Consider the following 16,423-nt stretch of genomic DNA (forward strand, 5'->3'; position numbering starts at 1 on the left):
GGCTTCTGGCACGTTTGCGCGCAGCCGTGCCGCGATCATTCACCACGTCAATAATTATAAAATGACCGATAGTTCACTTTCGACCTTTGACAGCCGTGTTTCTTGTCTATATTTTTTCGTTTACGAATACTATAGAAATGACTTTTCGGTAGCCCCGCAGCAAACCGCGAACAGGATGGGATCCTTGCCACGGTGAAAATCGTGTCTTGTCCGTTGCGACCAGACTCCAGACAACAACAAAAACAGAGGTTTTCAATGACAACTGCCCTTCAACAGCCTCCACTCTCGAGCCAATGCATGGCCGAGTTCCTGGGGACTGCATTGCTGATCTTCTTCGGTACCGGATGCGTGGCTGCGCTCAAGGTCGCGGGTGCCAGCTTTGGCTTGTGGGAGATCAGTGTCATCTGGGGGATTGGTGTCAGCATGGGGATTTACCTGAGTGCCGGCATTTCCGGGGCTCATCTCAATCCAGCCGTCAGCATCGCCCTGTGTATTTTTGCCGATTTCGACAAACGCAAACTGCCGTTCTACATCATCGCCCAAGTGGCCGGCGCTTTCTGCGCCGCCGCGCTGGTTTACACACTTTATAGCAACCTGTTTTTCGATTACGAACAAACCCACCACATGATCCGGGGCTCCCAAGCCAGCCTGGAATTGGCGTCGGTATTCTCCACCTACCCCCACCCACTGCTGAGCACTGCCCAGGCGTTCCTGGTGGAAATGGTCATCACCGCCATCCTGATGGGCGTGATCATGGCCCTGACCGATGACAACAATGGCCTGCCCCGCGGCCCGCTGGCCCCACTGCTGATCGGTTTGCTGATCGCGGTGATTGGCAGCGCCATGGGCCCGCTGACCGGGTTTGCGATGAACCCGGCTCGTGACTTCGGCCCCAAACTGATGACCTTTTTCGCCGGTTGGGGTGAAATGGCCTTCACTGGCGGACGCGACATCCCTTATTTCCTGATTCCGATTTTTGCACCGATTGTCGGTGCCTGCCTCGGTGCAGCGGCTTACCGCGGGTTGATTGCCCGTCACCTGCCCAGCGCCGCACCTGCTACAACTGATGCATCCGAAGCTGCCGCTACCGGCAAGACTCGTACTTCCTGATAGCTGTAGCCTGGACTCTCCTGCCCTTTTACAGTCCAGGCTATTTTTTATTCCGAAATTTTCCGTCCAAGGCAATCGACATGACCGACTCTCAGAATAAGAACTACATCATTGCCCTCGATCAGGGTACGACCAGTTCACGAGCAATCATTTTTGATCGCGACGCCAACGTGGTCTGCACCGCCCAACGCGAATTCGTCCAGCATTACCCGCAAGCCGGCTGGGTTGAACATGACCCGATGGAAATCTTCGCCACCCAGAGCGCAGTGATGGTCGAGGCCCTGGCGCAAGCTGGTCTGCACCATGATCAAGTAGCTGCCATTGGCATCACCAACCAACGTGAAACCACCGTGGTCTGGGACAAGGTCACAGGCCGCCCGGTCTACAACGCCATCGTCTGGCAGTGCCGCCGCAGCACCGAGATCTGCCAACAACTCAAGCGCGACGGCCATGAGCAATACATCAGTGACACCACCGGCCTGGTCACCGACCCGTACTTCTCCGGCACCAAGCTCAAGTGGATCCTCGACAACGTCGAAGGCAGCCGCGAGCGGGCGCGCAACGGCGAACTGCTGTTCGGCACAGTCGACAGCTGGCTGATCTGGAAATTTACCGGCGGCAAGACCCACGTCACCGACTACACCAACGCCTCGCGCACCATGCTCTTCAACATCCACACCCTGGAGTGGGATTCGAAGATGCTGGAAATCCTCGATATCCCGCGCGAGATGCTGCCGCAAGTTAAGTCTTCCTCTGAGATCTACGGCCGCACCAAAAGCGGCATCGCCATCGGCGGTATCGCCGGTGACCAGCAGGCGGCGCTGTTCGGCCAAATGTGCGTAGAACCGGGGCAGGCGAAAAATACCTACGGCACCGGCTGCTTCCTGCTGATGAACACCGGCGACAAAGCCGTGAAATCCAAGCACGGGATGCTCACCACCATCGCTTGCGGCCCGCGTGGCGAAGTGGCCTACGCCCTGGAAGGCGCCGTGTTCAACGGTGGCTCCACCGTGCAATGGCTGCGTGACGAACTGAAGATCATCGCCGATGCCACCGACACCGAATACTTCGCGAGCAAGGTCAAGGACAGCAACGGCGTGTACCTGGTACCGGCCTTCACCGGCCTGGGCGCTCCTTACTGGGACCCGTATGCGCGTGGCGCGCTGTTCGGCCTGACCCGTGGCGTACGCGTGGACCACATCATTCGTGCCGCCCTTGAGTCGATTGCCTACCAGACCCGCGACGTACTCGACGCCATGCAGCAGGATTCCGGCGAACGCCTGAAATCCCTGCGGGTAGATGGTGGCGCTGTGGCCAACAACTTCCTGATGCAGTTCCAGGCCGACATCCTTGGCACCCAGGTCGAGCGTCCGCAAATGCGCGAAACCACCGCATTGGGCGCCGCCTACCTGGCGGGCCTGGCTTGTGGCTTCTGGAGCAGCCTGGACGAATTGCGGGGCAAGGCCGTGATCGAGCGCGAATTCGAACCGCAACTGGACGAAGCGGCCAAGGAAAAACTCTACGCAGGCTGGAAAAAAGCCGTCAGCCGCACCCGCGACTGGGAACCCCACGAAGGCGCTGAATAAGCCAACGGCAGGACCCGCATAGGTTGTAACTGGCAGGGAGCGGATTCCTGCGGCATCATGGGCCACTTTTTTGTACGGCAGCCCAAAGGACGCCCCATGAATCTGCCTCCCCGCCAGCAGCAAATCCTCGAACTGGTCCGCGAACGCGGCTATGTGAGCATCGAGGAAATGGCGCAGTTATTCGTTGTCACCCCGCAAACCATTCGTCGGGATATTAATCAACTGGCCGAAGCAAACCTGCTGCGCCGCTATCACGGCGGCGCAGCTTATGATTCCAGCGTCGAAAATACCGAGTACGCCATGCGTGCCGATCAGATGCGCGACGAGAAACAGCGCATCGGCGAAGCCATTGCCGCGCAGATCCCTGATCACGCCTCGCTGTTCATCAATATCGGCACCACCACCGAATCTATCGCCCGGGCACTGTTGAACCACAGTCACCTGAAGATCATCACCAACAACCTCAATGTCGCAATGATGCTCAGCGCCAAGGACGACTTCGATGTGTTGCTCACTGGCGGCAACGTGCGCCGTGACGGCGGCGTGGTGGGCCAGGCCAGCGTGGATTTTATCAACCAGTTCAAGGTCGACTTTGCCCTGGTGGGCATCAGCGGCATCGATGAAGACGGCAGCCTGTTGGACTTCGATTACCAGGAAGTGCGGGTGTCCCAGGCAATCATCGCCAACGCGCGCAAGGTGATCCTGGCGGCGGACTCCAGCAAATTTGGGCGCAACGCGATGATTCGCCTGGGACCTATCAGTTTGATTGATTGTTTAGTGACCGACCAGCAACCGGTGCCGGCGTTGGTGCAGTTGCTGAGTCAGAACAAGATTCGGCTGGAAGTGGTTTAAGCCTATCTGATCGTTCCTACGCTGCGCGTGGTAACGATCAGCCCCTGGTTCATGTTCACAAATTTTCCTTTCTCACCCCTTCGATCAGTATTTTCAATCGAAGTCGGGTGGCTGTGCCCGCGTTTATAGGCTACCATTTTCGCAAATGAACATTAATGTTCGAATTCCAAGACAAGAAAATTGCGAGGCCTGCCGATGAACCCTTCTACCTTGCCTGCTCCGCCACTGGCCGACGTCTATGATGTTGCCGTTATTGGTGGCGGTATCAATGGCGTCGGCATAGCAGCAGACGCGGCCGGTCGCGGTTTATCCGTCTTTCTTTGCGAAAAGGACGACTTGGCCAGCCACACCTCTTCGGCCAGCAGCAAGCTGATCCACGGCGGCCTGCGCTACCTTGAGCATTACGAATTCCGCCTGGTGCGCGAAGCCCTGGCTGAACGGGAAGTGCTGCTGAGCAAGGCCCCGCATATCGTCAAGCAAATGCGCTTTGTCCTGCCCCACCGTCCGCACCTGCGCCCAGCATGGATGATTCGCGCCGGCCTGTTCCTGTATGACCACTTGGGCAAGCGGGAAAAACTCCAAGGTTCCAAAAGCCTCACGTTTGGTCCTGACAGCCCACTCAAAAGCGAAATAACCAAAGGTTTCGAATACTCCGATTGCTGGGTCGACGACGCTCGGCTGGTGGTACTCAATGCCATGGCCGCCCGTGAAAAGGGTGCGCACATCCACACCCAGACCCGTTGCGTCAGCGCTCATCGCAGCAAAGGCCTGTGGGAAATGAACATGGAGCGGGCCGACGGCAGCCTGTTCTCGATACGCGCCAAGGCGTTGGTGAACGCGGCCGGACCTTGGGTCGCCAAATTCATCAAGGAAGACCTGAAGCTGGAGTCACCCTATGGCATCCGCCTGATCCAGGGTAGCCACCTGATTGTGCCGAAACTGTATGAAGGTACACACGCACATATCCTGCAGAACGAAGACCAGCGCATCGTCTTCACCATTCCGTACCTGGGCCACCTGACCATCATCGGCACCACCGACCGCGAATACACCGGCGACCCGGCGAAAGTGGCGATTACCGAAGGCGAAACCGACTACATGCTCAATGTGGTCAATGCCCATTTCAAGAAACAACTGAGCCGCGACGATATCGTCCATACCTATTCCGGTGTGCGCCCACTGTGCAACGACGAATCCGATAACCCGTCAGCCGTGACCCGCGACTACACCCTTGCCCTGTCCGGTGCTGCGGATGAGGCACCACTGCTCTCGGTATTCGGCGGCAAGCTGACCACGTATCGCAAACTCGCGGAATCGGCGCTGGCGCAACTGGCCCCCTACTTCAAGGGCATCAAACCAAACTGGACCGCCAAGGCGACCTTGCCCGGCGGTGAACACATGACCACGCCAGAAGCCTTGGCCGCTGCTATTCGCAGCAAGTTCGACTGGATCCCCAGCGAAATTGCCCGGCGCTGGTCCACCACTTATGGCAGCCGCACCTGGCGCCTACTCGAAGGCGTGCAATCGCTGGCCGACCTGGGTGACCACCTGGGTGGTGGTCTCTACACCCGGGAAGTCGATTACCTGTGCGCCGAGGAATGGGCCCTGCATTCGCAGGACATCCTCTGGCGCCGCAGCAAGCTGGGCCTGTTCACCACACCAGAGGAACAGGCTAACGTGCAACGCTACCTGACCCAACTGGAGCAGGCCCGCAGCAAGATAGAAGCGGCCTGATCTGACAAAGCCCCTGCACCGAAAGGTCCAGGGGCTTTTTTTGGGCTGCCCGGCTGGCAGTCGGTTTTCCGAACGATCCACACCACACCATTCGGTTTGCCGGATTCTGGTCGACCAAAAAAACCGTCATATAAAGTTAATACTCATAAAAATCAAATAGTTAAACTTTTTAATCTGGTTTGGCACGACTCATGCTCTACACTCATAGGCGATTGCCTGAGACGCTTCAGGAGCCGTCACGGGCATTCGCTGTATCAAAGGGCCGTCCAGGCTTCATAAAAAAAACAAATGTCGAGGAAGTATTGATGCGTATCGTCCCCCATATTTTGGGCGCAGCTATCGCTGCCGCTCTGATTAGCACTCCAGTTTTCGCCGCCGAACTCACCGGCACACTGAAGAAAATCAAAGAGTCCGGCACCATCACCCTGGGTCACCGGGACGCCTCCATTCCGTTCTCCTACATTGCGGACGCTTCCGGCAAACCAGTGGGTTACTCCCACGACATCCAACTGGCTATCGTCAAAGCAGTTGAGAAAGACCTCGGCATGAAAGAAGGCGAGTTGAAGGTCAGATACAACCTCGTGACCTCGCAGACCCGTATTCCACTGGTGCAGAACGGCACCGTGGATGTCGAGTGCGGCTCCACTACCAACAACGTGGAGCGTCAGCAACAAGTCGACTTCTCCGTCGGCATCTTCGAAATCGGTACCCGTCTGCTGTCCAAAAAGGACTCGACCTACAAGGATTTCGCTGACCTGAAAGGCAAGAACGTCGTGACCACTGCCGGTACCACGTCCGAGCGCATCCTCAAGTCCATGAACGCCGACAAGCAAATGGGCATGAACGTCATCTCCGCCAAGGACCACGGTGAATCCTTCCAGATGCTGGAAAGCGGCCGCGCCGTAGCCTTCATGATGGATGACGCATTGCTGGCTGGCGAAATGGCCAAGGCCAAGAAACCAACCGACTGGGCCGTAACCGGTACTCCGCAGTCCTTCGAAATCTACGGCTGCATGGTCCGCAAGGGCGACGCTCCATTCAAGAAAGCTGTGGACGACGCTATCGTTGCGACCTACAAGTCGGGCGAGATCAACACGATCTACACCAAGTGGTTCAGCTCGCCAATCCCGCCAAAAGGCCTGAACCTGATGTTCCCGATGAGCGACGAACTCAAGGCCTTGATCGCCAACCCGACCGACAAAGCGGCTGACGACAAGGCGGCAGAAAAAAAGTCCTGATTGCGAACTAACCTTATCGCCTGAAGGAGCCAACCCTCCCTCAGGCATCTGTTACTACCTGCTGGTTATATGTGGAACACTCGACCTGGCGGTTTTCGAGCCGATCGCGTGTGCCTGACGATCAACGTCAGGCGGGAATGGATTTTCCCCAAGCGGGTGCTTGTACATCGATCGATTTCGGGGGAGACCCTAATGAATTACAACTGGGACTGGGGCGTGTTCTTCAAGTCCACTGGCGTGGGCAGCGAGACTTATCTCGACTGGTTCATCTCCGGTTTGGGCTGGACCATCGCCATTGCCATCGTGGCATGGATCATCGCCTTACTGCTGGGCTCGATACTGGGTGTCATGCGCACCGTGCCAAACCGTCTCGTATCAGGCATTGCGACCTGCTACGTGGAACTGTTTCGTAACGTACCGCTGCTGGTTCAGCTGTTCATCTGGTACTTCCTGGTACCCGACATGCTGCCGCAGAACCTGCAAGACTGGTACAAACAAGACCTCAACCCAACCACCTCGGCCTACCTGAGCGTTGTCGTGTGCCTGGGCCTGTTCACTGCCGCACGTGTGTGTGAGCAAGTGCGTACTGGCATCCAGGCGCTGCCCCGTGGCCAGGAAGCTGCCGCACGCGCCATGGGCTTCAAGCTGCCGCAGATCTACTGGAACGTGCTGCTGCCCCAGGCCTACCGGATCATCATTCCGCCACTTACCTCGGAATTCCTCAACGTCTTCAAGAACTCCTCCGTGGCGTCCCTGATCGGCCTGATGGAACTGCTGGCACAAACCAAGCAGACCGCCGAGTTCTCGGCGAACCTGTTCGAGGCCTTCACCCTGGCCACGTTGATCTACTTCACCCTCAACATGAGCCTCATGCTGCTGATGCGCCTGGTCGAGAAGAAAGTCGCAGTGCCCGGCCTGATCTCCGTGGGGGATAAATAATGGAATTCGATTTCAGCGGTATCATCCCGGCTATTCCAGGCTTGTGGAACGGCATGGTCATGACCTTGAAACTGATGGTCATGGGCGTGTTCGGCGGCATCATCATCGGCACCATCCTGGCGCTGATGCGGCTGTCCTCCAACAAACTGCTGTCCCGTGTGGCTGGCGCCTATGTGAACTACTTCCGCTCGATCCCGCTGCTGCTGGTGATCACCTGGTTCTACCTGGCGGTGCCGTTCGTGCTGCGCTGGATCACCGGTGAAGACACGCCGATCGGCGCGTTCACCTCCTGTGTCGTGGCGTTCATGATGTTCGAAGCCGCGTACTTCTGCGAAATTGTCCGGGCCGGCGTGCAGTCGATCCCCAAGGGCCAGATGGCCGCTGCGCAAGCGATGGGCATGACCTATGGCCAGACCATGCGCCTGATCATCCTGCCCCAGGCGTTCCGCAAGATGACCCCACTGCTGCTGCAACAGAGCATCATCCTGTTCCAGGACACCTCGCTGGTGTACACCGTGGGTCTGGTGGATTTCCTCAACTCCGCCCGCGCTAACGGCGACATCATCGGCCGCTCCAATGAGTTCCTGGTCTTCGCCGGTGTCGTCTACTTCATCATCAGCTTTGCCGCCTCGCTGCTGGTCAAGCGTCTGCAAAAAAGGTTTGCCGTATGATCTCTATCAAGAATATCAACAAGTGGTATGGCGACTTCCAGGTGCTGACCGATTGCAGCACTGAAGTTAAAAAAGGCGAAGTGATCGTGGTGTGCGGGCCGTCCGGCTCCGGCAAGTCCACCCTGATCAAATGCGTCAACGCCCTGGAGCCGTTCCAGAAAGGTGACATCGTGGTCGATGGCACCTCCATTTCCGACTCGAAGACCAACCTGCCGAAACTGCGTTCGCGCGTGGGCATGGTGTTCCAACACTTTGAGCTGTTCCCGCACATGACCATTACCGAAAACCTGACCATCGCCCAGATCAAGGTGTTGGGCCGCAGCAAGGAAGAGGCCACCAAAAAGGGCCTGCAACTGCTTGAGCGCGTCGGTTTGTCGGAACACGCCCACAAACACCCTGGCCAGCTGTCCGGTGGCCAGCAGCAGCGTGTAGCGATTGCCCGCGCCCTGGCCATGGACCCGATCGTCATGCTGTTCGACGAGCCCACCTCGGCGCTGGACCCGGAAATGGTCAACGAAGTGCTGGACGTGATGGTGCAGTTGGCCCACGAAGGCATGACCATGATGTGCGTGACCCATGAAATGGGCTTCGCCCGCAAAGTGGCTGATCGCGTGATCTTCATGGACAAAGGCATGATCATTGAAGACTGCCCGAAAGAAGAGTTCTTCGGCGACGTCAGCGCCCGCTCCGAGCGCGCGCAGCACTTCCTCGAGAAAATCCTGCAGCACTAAAAAAGCGCAACTCGCCCCTCCCCTGTAGGAGCGAGCTTGCTCGCGAAGAACTCAAGGACACCGCGTTTACCCTGGATACACGCGTTGCTGTTGACGTCCTTCGCGAGCCAGCTCGCTCCTACAGTGACCAGGCAAGCGGTAGCTGACCCAAGGCATCTGTGATGAAATGCGACCCCAACCTCTATCGCGCCGCACCGCCATCACTTGCCGTGAAGCCTCGCCTGATTCGCCAACTGTTCCTGCCGCCACTGATCATCGCGCTGATGATCGGCCTGGGTTATATCGGCTTCTGGATCAGTGAATACTATGGCATCCGCACCCTCAGCGATAACGGCGAGCGCCAGTTGGAATTGCACGCCCGCACCGTCGAAAGCGAGATCAGCAAATACACCTACCTGCCCAGCCTCCTGGAGCTGGAGTCCAGCGTTTCCAAATTGCTCGCTGACCCGTCCCCGGAATACCGGCGCACGGTAAACGATTACCTCGAAGGCCTGAACCGGCGTAGCCGCAGTCGGGCCATTTATGTGATGGACACCACCGGCCGCGTGCTGGCCACCAGTAACTGGCGCGATGTCGACAGTTACCTGGGGGAAGACCTGTCCTTTCGTGCCTATTTCCAGAATGCAGTGCGCGGTCAACCCGGCCGTTTCTATGGCATCGGCAGCACCAATGGCGAGCCGGGCTACTACCTGGCCCATGGCTTGGAAGAGCACGGCAAGATCATCGGCGTCGCGGTGGTCAAGGTGCGTCTGGAAGCGTTGGAAGAACGCTGGCAACGGGCACGCCTGGAAGCGTTCGTCAGTGACGAGAACGGCATCATCATTCTGTCCAGCGACCCGGCTCGCCGACTCAAGGCGGTGCTTCCCCTGAGCGATGACACCAAGGAACGCCTGGCCCGCAGCCTGCAGTATTACTGGGCGACTCTCAACGAACTGCAACCTTTGGCCCGGGAACGGCTGAACGAAGGTACGGAAAAACTGACGTTCCCGGCCAATAGCGAAGTGGTGACCGACGACAAGGAAGTCAGCTACCTGGCCCAGACCCGGCCCCTGAACGACACACCGTGGAATTTCACCCTGCTCACCCCCCTGAATAACCTGCGCCAGGCCGCGATCAACCAGGGCATCCTGGTGGCGGTCGCCTTTGCCCTGGTAGCTTTCCTGCTGATCGCCTGGAACGAGCGGCGCAAGGTCATCGCCACCCGCCTCGCCGCCCGGGAAGCCTTGCAGGAAGCCAACAACCAACTGGAGCGACGGATTACCGAGCGCACCACTGACCTGCGAGCCAGCAACGAACGGCTCAAGAGCCAGATCCGCGAGCGACGCCAGGCCGAAGAAACCTTGCGCCGGGCTCAGGATGAACTGGTACAGGCGGGAAAACTGGCAGCCATCGGCCAGATGTCCACCAGCATCGCTCATGAATTGAACCAACCCCTGGCCGCCCTGCGTACCTTGTCGGGTAACGCCGTGCGCTTCCTGGAGCGTGGTGCCCTGGACACGGCCAGCGCCAACCTCAAGACCATCAACGAACTGATCGACCGCATGGGCCGGATCACCGCGAGCCTGCGCTCCTTTGCAAGGCGCGGTGACGACCAGGGCGAGGCGAGCCTGAACAAGGCCGTGGACGCAGCCTTTCAAGTCCTCGGCAGCCGCCTGGAGAACCTGCCACTGGCCCTGCACCACAACTTCACACCCGCACAATTGCAAATTGACCAGACCCGCCTGGAGCAAATTCTCGTCAACCTGATCGGCAATGCCCTGGATGCCATGCAGGCGCAACCAGCCCCCGAACTATGGCTGGAAGGCGACACCGTCGACGGTAAATACCGCCTGCGGGTACGCGACAATGGCCATGGCATTGATCCTCAGATACGCAAGCATTTATTCGAACCGTTTTTTACCACCAAACCCGGTGAGCAGGGGCTGGGCCTCGGCCTGACCCTGTCGGCCAGCCTCGCAGCGGCCACCGGCGGCAACCTCGCCGTCGAGCATCCGGCCAACGGTGGTACAGCCTTTGTCCTGAGCTTGCCCCTGGCAGGCTCTCAACCCGGCGAGTCGACATGAATACCGAGCACAAAACCGACCTGACCGTCCTGATTGTCGAAGACGACCCGCATGTCTTGCTGGGCTGCCAGCAAGCCCTGGCCCTGGAAGACATTCCCAGCATTGGCGTGGGCAGCGCCGAAGAAGCCCTGGCCTGTGTCGGCGAAAACTTCGCCGGCATCGTCATCAGCGACATTCGCCTGCCGGGCATAGATGGCCTGGAGTTACTGACCCGCCTCAAGCTCCTGGATAAAAGCCTGCCCGTGGTACTGATCACCGGTCACGGCGACATTTCCATGGCCGTGGGCGCGATGCGCAGCGGCGCTTATGACTTCATGGAAAAACCCTTCTCCCCCGAACGACTGGTGGACGTCGCCCGTCGCGCCCTGGAGCAACGGAGCCTGGCCCGGGAAGTCTGGTCGTTGCGCCGGCAACTGGCCGAACGTGACTCCCTGGAAGGCCGGATCATCGGCCGCTCACCCGCCATGCAGAACCTGCGTGAATTGATCGCCAACGTCGCCGACACCGCAGCCAACGTATTGATCGAAGGCGAGACCGGTACCGGCAAGGAACTGGTCGCCCGTTGCCTCCATGACTTCAGCCGGCGTCACTCTCATCAGTTCGTCGCCTTGAACTGTGGCGGCCTGCCGGAGAACCTGTTTGAAAGCGAGATTTTCGGTCACGAGGCCAACGCCTTTACTGGCGCTGGCAAACGGCGGATCGGCAAGATCGAACATGCCCACGAAGGCACGCTATTTCTCGATGAAGTAGAAAGCATGCCGATGAACCTGCAGATCAAACTCTTGCGGGTCTTGCAGGAGCGCACCCTGGAACGCCTGGGCTCAAACCAGAGCGTGGCAGTGGATTGCCGGGTGATCGCCGCCACCAAATCCGATCTGGATGAACTGAGCCGTGCCAGCCAATTTCGCAGTGACCTGTATTACCGCCTCAACGTAGTCACCCTGGAACTGCCGCCCCTGCGCGAGCGCCGGGAAGACATCCTGCAACTGTTCGAACACTTCCTGCAGCAATCGTCCCTGCGCTTTGACCGTACTGCACCGGAGCTGGACAACCAGACCCTGTCCAACCTGATGAGCCACGACTGGCCTGGCAACGTACGCGAACTGCGCAACGTCGCCGAACGCTTTGCCCTGGGCCTTCCGGCCTTCAAGAAAAGCGGGGCCAGCAGCGGCAGTCATGGCCTGGCCTTCACCGAAGCGGTGGAGACCTTCGAACGTAACCTGCTCAACGACGCCTTGCAACGCAGCGGTGGTAACCTGACCCAGGCCAGCCAGGAACTGGGCATGGCCAAGACCACGCTGTTCGACAAAGTCAAAAAGTACGGTTTGGGTCACTAGGGGAGCATCGTGGATTTATTGTTTAAAGCAGCGCTGGGAGCAGGCGTGGTGTTGATCCTGGCGGCGCTGGCCAAGACCCGGAATTATTACATCGCAGGCTTGGTGCCATTGTTCCCGACCTTTGCGTTGATCGCCCATTACATCGTTGGCAAGGGCCGCTCGGTGGAGGACTTGAAGACCACCATCGTGTTCGGGATGTGGTCGATCATTCCGTACTTTGTGTACCTGGCGACGTTGTATGTGATGGTGGATCGGATGCGATTGGAGGCGTCACTGGCCGTGGCGGCGGTGGCGTGGTTGATGGCAGCTACGGTGCTGGTCAGCGTGTGGGTGCGCATGCACGCATAATCCGCCGAAAATCCTGTAGCCACTGGCTGCGATAAGGGCCGCAGGACCTTCAGCAATTTCAAACCCCAAACGACTGCTACGCAGCCGATCGCAGGCTACGCCAGCGGCTACAGTTGATCGGTGATCGGCTTTTGTAGCCGCTGTCGAGGCACGAGGCTGCGATAAGGGCCGTAGGACCTTCAGCAATTTCAAACCCCAAACGACTGCTACGCAGCCGATCGCAGGCTGCGCCAGCGGCTACATCGCGGTGTCGGTCAGCCTTTGGCCTCGCGGATAATCTGCCGGATCGCATCAACAAAGGCTTCCACCGGCTGACCACCGCTGACCGCGTATTGATCATTGAAAACAATGGTCGGCACCGAGCTTACGCCACGCGATACCCACAGTTGCTCCTGCTCACGGACTTCGGCCGCGTACTCGTTGGAGCTGAGGACCTCTTCGGCCCGCAGACGATCAAGGCCGACACTGTCGGCAATCGTCGCCAAAGTGCCATGATCGGAAGGGTTTTGCTGATCGGTGAAATACGCCTTGAACAACGCTTCCTTGAGGTTGTACTGCAACCCCTCAAGCCCTGCCCAATGCAACAGCCGATGAGCATCGAAGGTGTTGTAGATACGGCTCTGGCCATCGGTACGAAAGGCAAAGCCCACCTCGGCGCCACGGTCACGAATCATCGCCCGGTTGGCCTGGGACTGTTCGGCGGTCGAGCCGTACTTTTCAGTAATGTGTTCGGTGATGTTCTGCCCTTCGGCAGGCATGTCAGGGTTCAACTCGAAGGGCTGGAAGTGGATTTCGGCCTGCACTTCAGGCCCCAACTGGTCCAGGGCTTCGGTCAGGCCGCGCAGGCCAATGATGCACCAGGGGCAGGACACATCGCTGACGAAATCGATTTTCAGGGGAGTACTCATGTAGGCAACCTCGCAGGCAAAACACGCCAGAAAGTTCGCACCATACACCCCTCCATCTCTCCGGGGACAGAGCCGTCCTGTCTCACAAAACCTTGGAAGACCTCGCCGGGTCAATCTGCGCCCAATGGGCTGCATCTTCCCGATGGGCTTGCAGGTACGGCAACACCGCAGCCAGCAACGGCACCTTGAAGGCTTCCTGAAAACGATGAGCCAGGCCGGGAATCAGCCGCAACTGACTGCCCTGGATATGCGCGGCCAGGTGTACCCCGTGCATCACCGGCAGTAACGGATCGGCGGTGCCGTGGACCACGAGGGTTGGCACCCGCAGTTGGTTGAGCAAGGCCACGCGGCTGGGTTCGGCGAGGATCGCCATGATCTGGCGCTTCACCCCTTCGGGGTTGAAGGCGCGGTCATAAGACAGCGCCGCCTGGTGCAAGAGTACCTGGCGGTCATCTTTCACCTCGGGGCTGCCCAATGCCGCCAGCAAGTCGGCCTGCTGCTCCAGCGCCACCTCACGATTGGGCGCGCTGCGTCGCGACAACAGTTGTACCAGCGCCGCACTGGGTGCCGGCAGACCCTGGGCGCCGGAACTGCTCATGATCAGCGTCAAGCTTTCTACCCGCTGGGGCGCCATGGCCGCCAGGTGCTGGGCAATCATCCCGCCCATGCTGGCGCCCAGGACGTGAAACTGCTGGACCTGCAAGGCATCCATCAACCCCAGTGCATCGCCGGCCATGTCGGTCAGGGTGTAGGGCGCCGCCACTGGCAGGCCCAATTTGTAGCGCAACACTTCAAACGTCAGGTTGGCGCTGGCAGGCACCTGGCGCCACGTGGACAGGCCAACATCACGGTTATCATAGCGAATCACCCGAAAACCTTGCTGGCACAGCGCGACCACCACTTCGTCGGGCCAGTGAATCAATTGCCCACCCAAGCCCATCACCAGCAGCAACGCCGGGTCGGAGGCGCGACCAATGCTCTGGTAGGCCAGGTTGACGTGTGGCAGGTCGACCCGTTGGGTCGGGACATTGACATCGCATCGAGAAGCCGCAAAGGACGGCAGGCCGAACAATAACGCGGCCAGAAATAACACTACACGCATGAAAAACACCGAAACGCAGAACCCCAGTAGAGCGCGAGTCTGATGAAGTTTGTTCAAGTTCGCTGCCACAGTTGCGTGACAGTTTGATGAAAGGCGCCCAGCGGTCATAAGGGCAGATGCCGGCTCGGGTGTCGACAGCGGCTACAACATGAGACAAACTCACACCATTCACGTTTTTCACAAATTATATTCATGGAGCGCCCGTGCTCGAGATCCGTCACCTAAAGACCCTGCACGCCTTGCGCGAAGCCGACAGCCTGGTAGAAGCCGCCGAACGACTGCACCTGACCCAGTCCGCGCTCTCCCATCAGTTCAAGGAACTGGAAGAGCGCCTGGGCTTGCCGTTGTTCGTGCGCAAGACCAAGCCCCTGCGCTTCACCAGCGCCGGTTTGCGCCTGCTGCAACTGGCAGATGCCACCCTGCCCTTGCTGCGCGGCGCCGAACGGGATATCGCCCGCCTGGCCGGCGGTACTGCCGGGCGCCTGCACATGGCCATCGAGTGCCACAGTTGCTTCCAGTGGCTGATGCCGACCATCGATCAGTTCCGCGATGCCTGGCCGGAGGTCGAACTGGACCTGGCTTCCGGTTTCGCCTTCGCCCCGCTGCCGGCCCTGGCCCGTGGTGACCTGGATCTGGTGGTGACCTCTGACCCACTGGAGCTGGCGGGCATTACCTATGTGCCGCTGTTCACCTACGAAGCCATGCTCGCCGTGGCAAACCAACACCCGCTGGCGCACAAGCCCTATATCGTGCCCGAGGACTTGCTCAACGAAACCCTGATCACCTACCCGGTGGAACGTGATCGCCTGGACATCTTTACCCGCTTCCTGGAGCCGGCCGACGTGGAGCCCGCCCAGGTTCGCACCTCTGAACTGACGGTAATGATGATGCAATTGGTGGCCAGCGGCCGTGGGGTGTGCGGCATGCCCCATTGGGCGCTGCACGAGTACAGCTCACGGGGCTATGTAAAAGCCAAGCGGCTGGGGGAAAAAGGCTTGTTCGCCACGCTGTATGCCGGGATTCGCGCAGACATGCTGGATGCGCCTTACATGCGCGATTTTTTGCTGACGGCCAAGGACACGTCGTTCTCGACCCTGGATGGGGTCAGTGCGGTTCGCTGATCGGCACACATCAAAATGTAGGATCTCAACTAGCTGTAAGTTCGCGCCACATGTGGATCTTGTCGAAGTAATCGACACCCACCCGCACCGCCAATGGTTCCAGGCCGTACTGGATAAACCCGCAACGCCGGTACAACGCAAAGGCCGCGTCATTACCGGCGGTGACTGTGAGCTGGATTACTTTGAGGCGCGGGTGTTGGCGCGCCTCGGTGAGCGCCGCCTCCACCAACTGGCGGCCCAGGCCTTGTTGCTGATGGGCGTCAGACACGTACATGCCGAACAGGGTCACCTTGTGCCGCGCCTTTTCCCGCGGTTCGAATGCAAGGCCGACAATGCCGGCCAGTTCGTCGTCGACATACGCGCCGAGCAAGCGATCCAGCGGACTCTCCAGGCGCTTTTCCCACCAGCTCGACGGCATCGCCGCGCGCTCGGCCACGCTAGAAGTAAACGCCTGGGGATACGCGCCATACGCCTCAAGCATCAGGGCCCGATAGGCCTCGGCGTCCTTGACTTCCAGCGTGCGGATGATCATGCGCTGCGGCGCTGCTCAAGCACCAGGCGCACGGCCAGCGCAGCCAATACGAGGCTCATGAAATAGCGCTGCACCGACAACCACACAGGGTTGTTGATAAACCAGCCGGCAATGGCGGCGGCGAAAATCAGCACTTCATTGAGGGGGACCA

At 59.1% G+C, this 16,423-nt stretch carries 15 protein-coding genes and 1 pseudogene; 12 read left to right on the top strand and 4 right to left on the bottom strand.

The genetic code is table 11. The features are described from left to right. Positions 1 to 255 precede the first annotated feature (255 nt). The 11 genes from GIR22_RS06725 (at position 256) to GIR22_RS06775 (ending at position 12,609) form a co-directional block, all read left to right on the top strand. On the top strand, positions 256 to 1,110 hold the full coding sequence (locus GIR22_RS06725; protein WP_154742562.1) for an MIP/aquaporin family protein: 855 nt from the start codon (positions 256 to 258) through the stop codon (positions 1,108 to 1,110). Positions 1,111 to 1,190: 80 nt separating this feature from the next. Continuing rightward, the gene (gene glpK / locus GIR22_RS06730) at positions 1,191 to 2,696 is read left to right on the top strand and encodes a glycerol kinase GlpK (RefSeq protein WP_154742563.1); all 1,506 of its coding nucleotides are present in this window, start codon (positions 1,191 to 1,193) and stop codon (positions 2,694 to 2,696) included. Positions 2,697 to 2,792: 96 nt separating this feature from the next. Next, positions 2,793 to 3,548 (top strand): DeoR/GlpR family transcriptional regulator, encoded by a 756-nt coding sequence (locus GIR22_RS06735; protein WP_038443004.1) that lies wholly within the window; start codon positions 2,793 to 2,795, stop codon positions 3,546 to 3,548. A 195-nt stretch (positions 3,549 to 3,743) separates the two neighbouring features. Continuing rightward, positions 3,744 to 5,282, top strand: a complete 1,539-nt coding sequence (gene glpD / locus GIR22_RS06740) for a glycerol-3-phosphate dehydrogenase (RefSeq protein ID WP_154742564.1) — start codon at positions 3,744 to 3,746, stop codon at positions 5,280 to 5,282. A gap of 305 nt (positions 5,283 to 5,587) precedes the next feature. Beyond that, positions 5,588 to 6,520: a glutamate/aspartate ABC transporter substrate-binding protein gene (locus tag GIR22_RS06745; RefSeq protein ID WP_154742565.1), complete on the top strand. Its 933-nt coding sequence runs from the start codon at positions 5,588 to 5,590 to the stop codon at positions 6,518 to 6,520. 192 nt (positions 6,521 to 6,712) lie between these two features. Beyond that, positions 6,713 to 7,459 (top strand): amino acid ABC transporter permease, encoded by a 747-nt coding sequence (locus tag GIR22_RS06750; RefSeq protein ID WP_154742566.1) that lies wholly within the window; start codon positions 6,713 to 6,715, stop codon positions 7,457 to 7,459. Continuing rightward, complete coding sequence (locus GIR22_RS06755) at positions 7,459 to 8,130, top strand: amino acid ABC transporter permease (protein WP_154742567.1); 672 nt, start codon at positions 7,459 to 7,461, stop codon at positions 8,128 to 8,130. The genes GIR22_RS06750 and GIR22_RS06755 overlap by 1 nt, the downstream gene beginning before the upstream one ends. Beyond that, entirely contained in the window at positions 8,127 to 8,861 is a 735-nt protein-coding gene (locus tag GIR22_RS06760; RefSeq protein WP_154742568.1) for an amino acid ABC transporter ATP-binding protein, read from the top strand. The genes GIR22_RS06755 and GIR22_RS06760 overlap by 4 nt, the downstream gene beginning before the upstream one ends. Positions 8,862 to 9,022: 161 nt before the next feature. Continuing rightward, positions 9,023 to 10,924, top strand: coding sequence for a two-component sensor histidine kinase AauS (gene aauS, locus GIR22_RS06765; RefSeq protein WP_154742569.1), 1,902 nt, complete (start codon positions 9,023 to 9,025; stop codon positions 10,922 to 10,924). Next, on the top strand, positions 10,921 to 12,261 hold the full coding sequence (gene aauR / locus GIR22_RS06770) for a two-component response regulator AauR (protein ID WP_154742570.1): 1,341 nt from the start codon (positions 10,921 to 10,923) through the stop codon (positions 12,259 to 12,261). Before aauS ends, aauR begins: the two co-directional genes overlap by 4 nt. A gap of 18 nt (positions 12,262 to 12,279) precedes the next feature. Then, complete coding sequence (locus GIR22_RS06775; RefSeq protein ID WP_154742602.1) at positions 12,280 to 12,609, top strand: GlpM family protein; 330 nt, start codon at positions 12,280 to 12,282, stop codon at positions 12,607 to 12,609. 254 nt (positions 12,610 to 12,863) lie between these two features. Here GIR22_RS06775 and GIR22_RS06780 read toward each other — a convergent pair whose 3' ends face one another. Both GIR22_RS06780 and GIR22_RS06785 read right to left on the bottom strand, forming a co-directional pair. Next, positions 12,864 to 13,517: a DsbA family oxidoreductase gene (locus GIR22_RS06780; RefSeq protein WP_154742571.1), complete on the bottom strand. Its 654-nt coding sequence runs from the start codon at positions 13,515 to 13,517 to the stop codon at positions 12,864 to 12,866. Between the two features lie 82 nt (positions 13,518 to 13,599). Continuing rightward, entirely contained in the window at positions 13,600 to 14,619 is a 1,020-nt protein-coding gene (locus GIR22_RS06785; protein WP_154742572.1) for an alpha/beta fold hydrolase, read from the bottom strand. Between the two features lie 203 nt (positions 14,620 to 14,822). On the opposite strand from GIR22_RS06785, the gene metR reads away from it, so the two are divergent. Then, a complete protein-coding gene (gene metR / locus GIR22_RS06790; protein ID WP_178122133.1) occupies positions 14,823 to 15,740 on the top strand; it encodes a transcriptional regulator MetR in 918 nt (305 codons plus the stop codon). A 25-nt stretch (positions 15,741 to 15,765) separates the two neighbouring features. On the opposite strand, the gene GIR22_RS06795 is transcribed toward metR, so the two are convergent. Together GIR22_RS06795 and GIR22_RS06800 are read right to left on the bottom strand one after the other, a co-directional pair. After that, positions 15,766 to 16,272 (bottom strand): GNAT family N-acetyltransferase, encoded by a 507-nt coding sequence (locus tag GIR22_RS06795; RefSeq protein WP_154742573.1) that lies wholly within the window; start codon positions 16,270 to 16,272, stop codon positions 15,766 to 15,768. Continuing rightward, a pseudogene (locus tag GIR22_RS06800) lies at positions 16,269 to 16,406 on the bottom strand (LysE family translocator); the annotation flags it as partial. The gene GIR22_RS06795 and the pseudogene GIR22_RS06800, both read right to left, overlap by 4 nt. Between the last annotated feature and the right edge of the window lie 17 nt (positions 16,407 to 16,423).

It is taken from the genome of Pseudomonas karstica (assembly GCF_009707515.1).
In the GTDB taxonomy this organism is placed as follows: Bacteria; Pseudomonadota; Gammaproteobacteria; order Pseudomonadales; family Pseudomonadaceae; genus Aquipseudomonas; species Aquipseudomonas karstica.

Excerpts from the sequence above, each read along its gene's own strand:
- GIR22_RS06725 (WP_154742562.1), top strand. The coding sequence starts at position 256 with ATGACAACTGCCCTTCAACAGCCTCCACTCTCGAGCCAATGCATGGCC.
- glpK (WP_154742563.1), top strand. The coding sequence starts at position 1,191 with ATGACCGACTCTCAGAATAAGAACTACATCATTGCCCTCGATCAGGGT.
- GIR22_RS06735 (WP_038443004.1), top strand. The coding sequence starts at position 2,793 with ATGAATCTGCCTCCCCGCCAGCAGCAAATCCTCGAACTGGTCCGCGAA.
- glpD (WP_154742564.1), top strand. The coding sequence starts at position 3,744 with ATGAACCCTTCTACCTTGCCTGCTCCGCCACTGGCCGACGTCTATGAT.
- GIR22_RS06745 (WP_154742565.1), top strand. The coding sequence starts at position 5,588 with ATGCGTATCGTCCCCCATATTTTGGGCGCAGCTATCGCTGCCGCTCTG.
- GIR22_RS06750 (WP_154742566.1), top strand. The coding sequence starts at position 6,713 with ATGAATTACAACTGGGACTGGGGCGTGTTCTTCAAGTCCACTGGCGTG.
- GIR22_RS06755 (WP_154742567.1), top strand. The coding sequence starts at position 7,459 with ATGGAATTCGATTTCAGCGGTATCATCCCGGCTATTCCAGGCTTGTGG.
- GIR22_RS06760 (WP_154742568.1), top strand. The coding sequence starts at position 8,127 with ATGATCTCTATCAAGAATATCAACAAGTGGTATGGCGACTTCCAGGTG.
- aauS (WP_154742569.1), top strand. The coding sequence starts at position 9,023 with ATGAAATGCGACCCCAACCTCTATCGCGCCGCACCGCCATCACTTGCC.
- aauR (WP_154742570.1), top strand. The coding sequence starts at position 10,921 with ATGAATACCGAGCACAAAACCGACCTGACCGTCCTGATTGTCGAAGAC.
- GIR22_RS06780 (WP_154742571.1), bottom strand. The coding sequence starts at position 13,517 with ATGAGTACTCCCCTGAAAATCGATTTCGTCAGCGATGTGTCCTGCCCC.
- GIR22_RS06785 (WP_154742572.1), bottom strand. The coding sequence starts at position 14,619 with ATGCGTGTAGTGTTATTTCTGGCCGCGTTATTGTTCGGCCTGCCGTCC.
- GIR22_RS06795 (WP_154742573.1), bottom strand. The coding sequence starts at position 16,272 with ATGATCATCCGCACGCTGGAAGTCAAGGACGCCGAGGCCTATCGGGCC.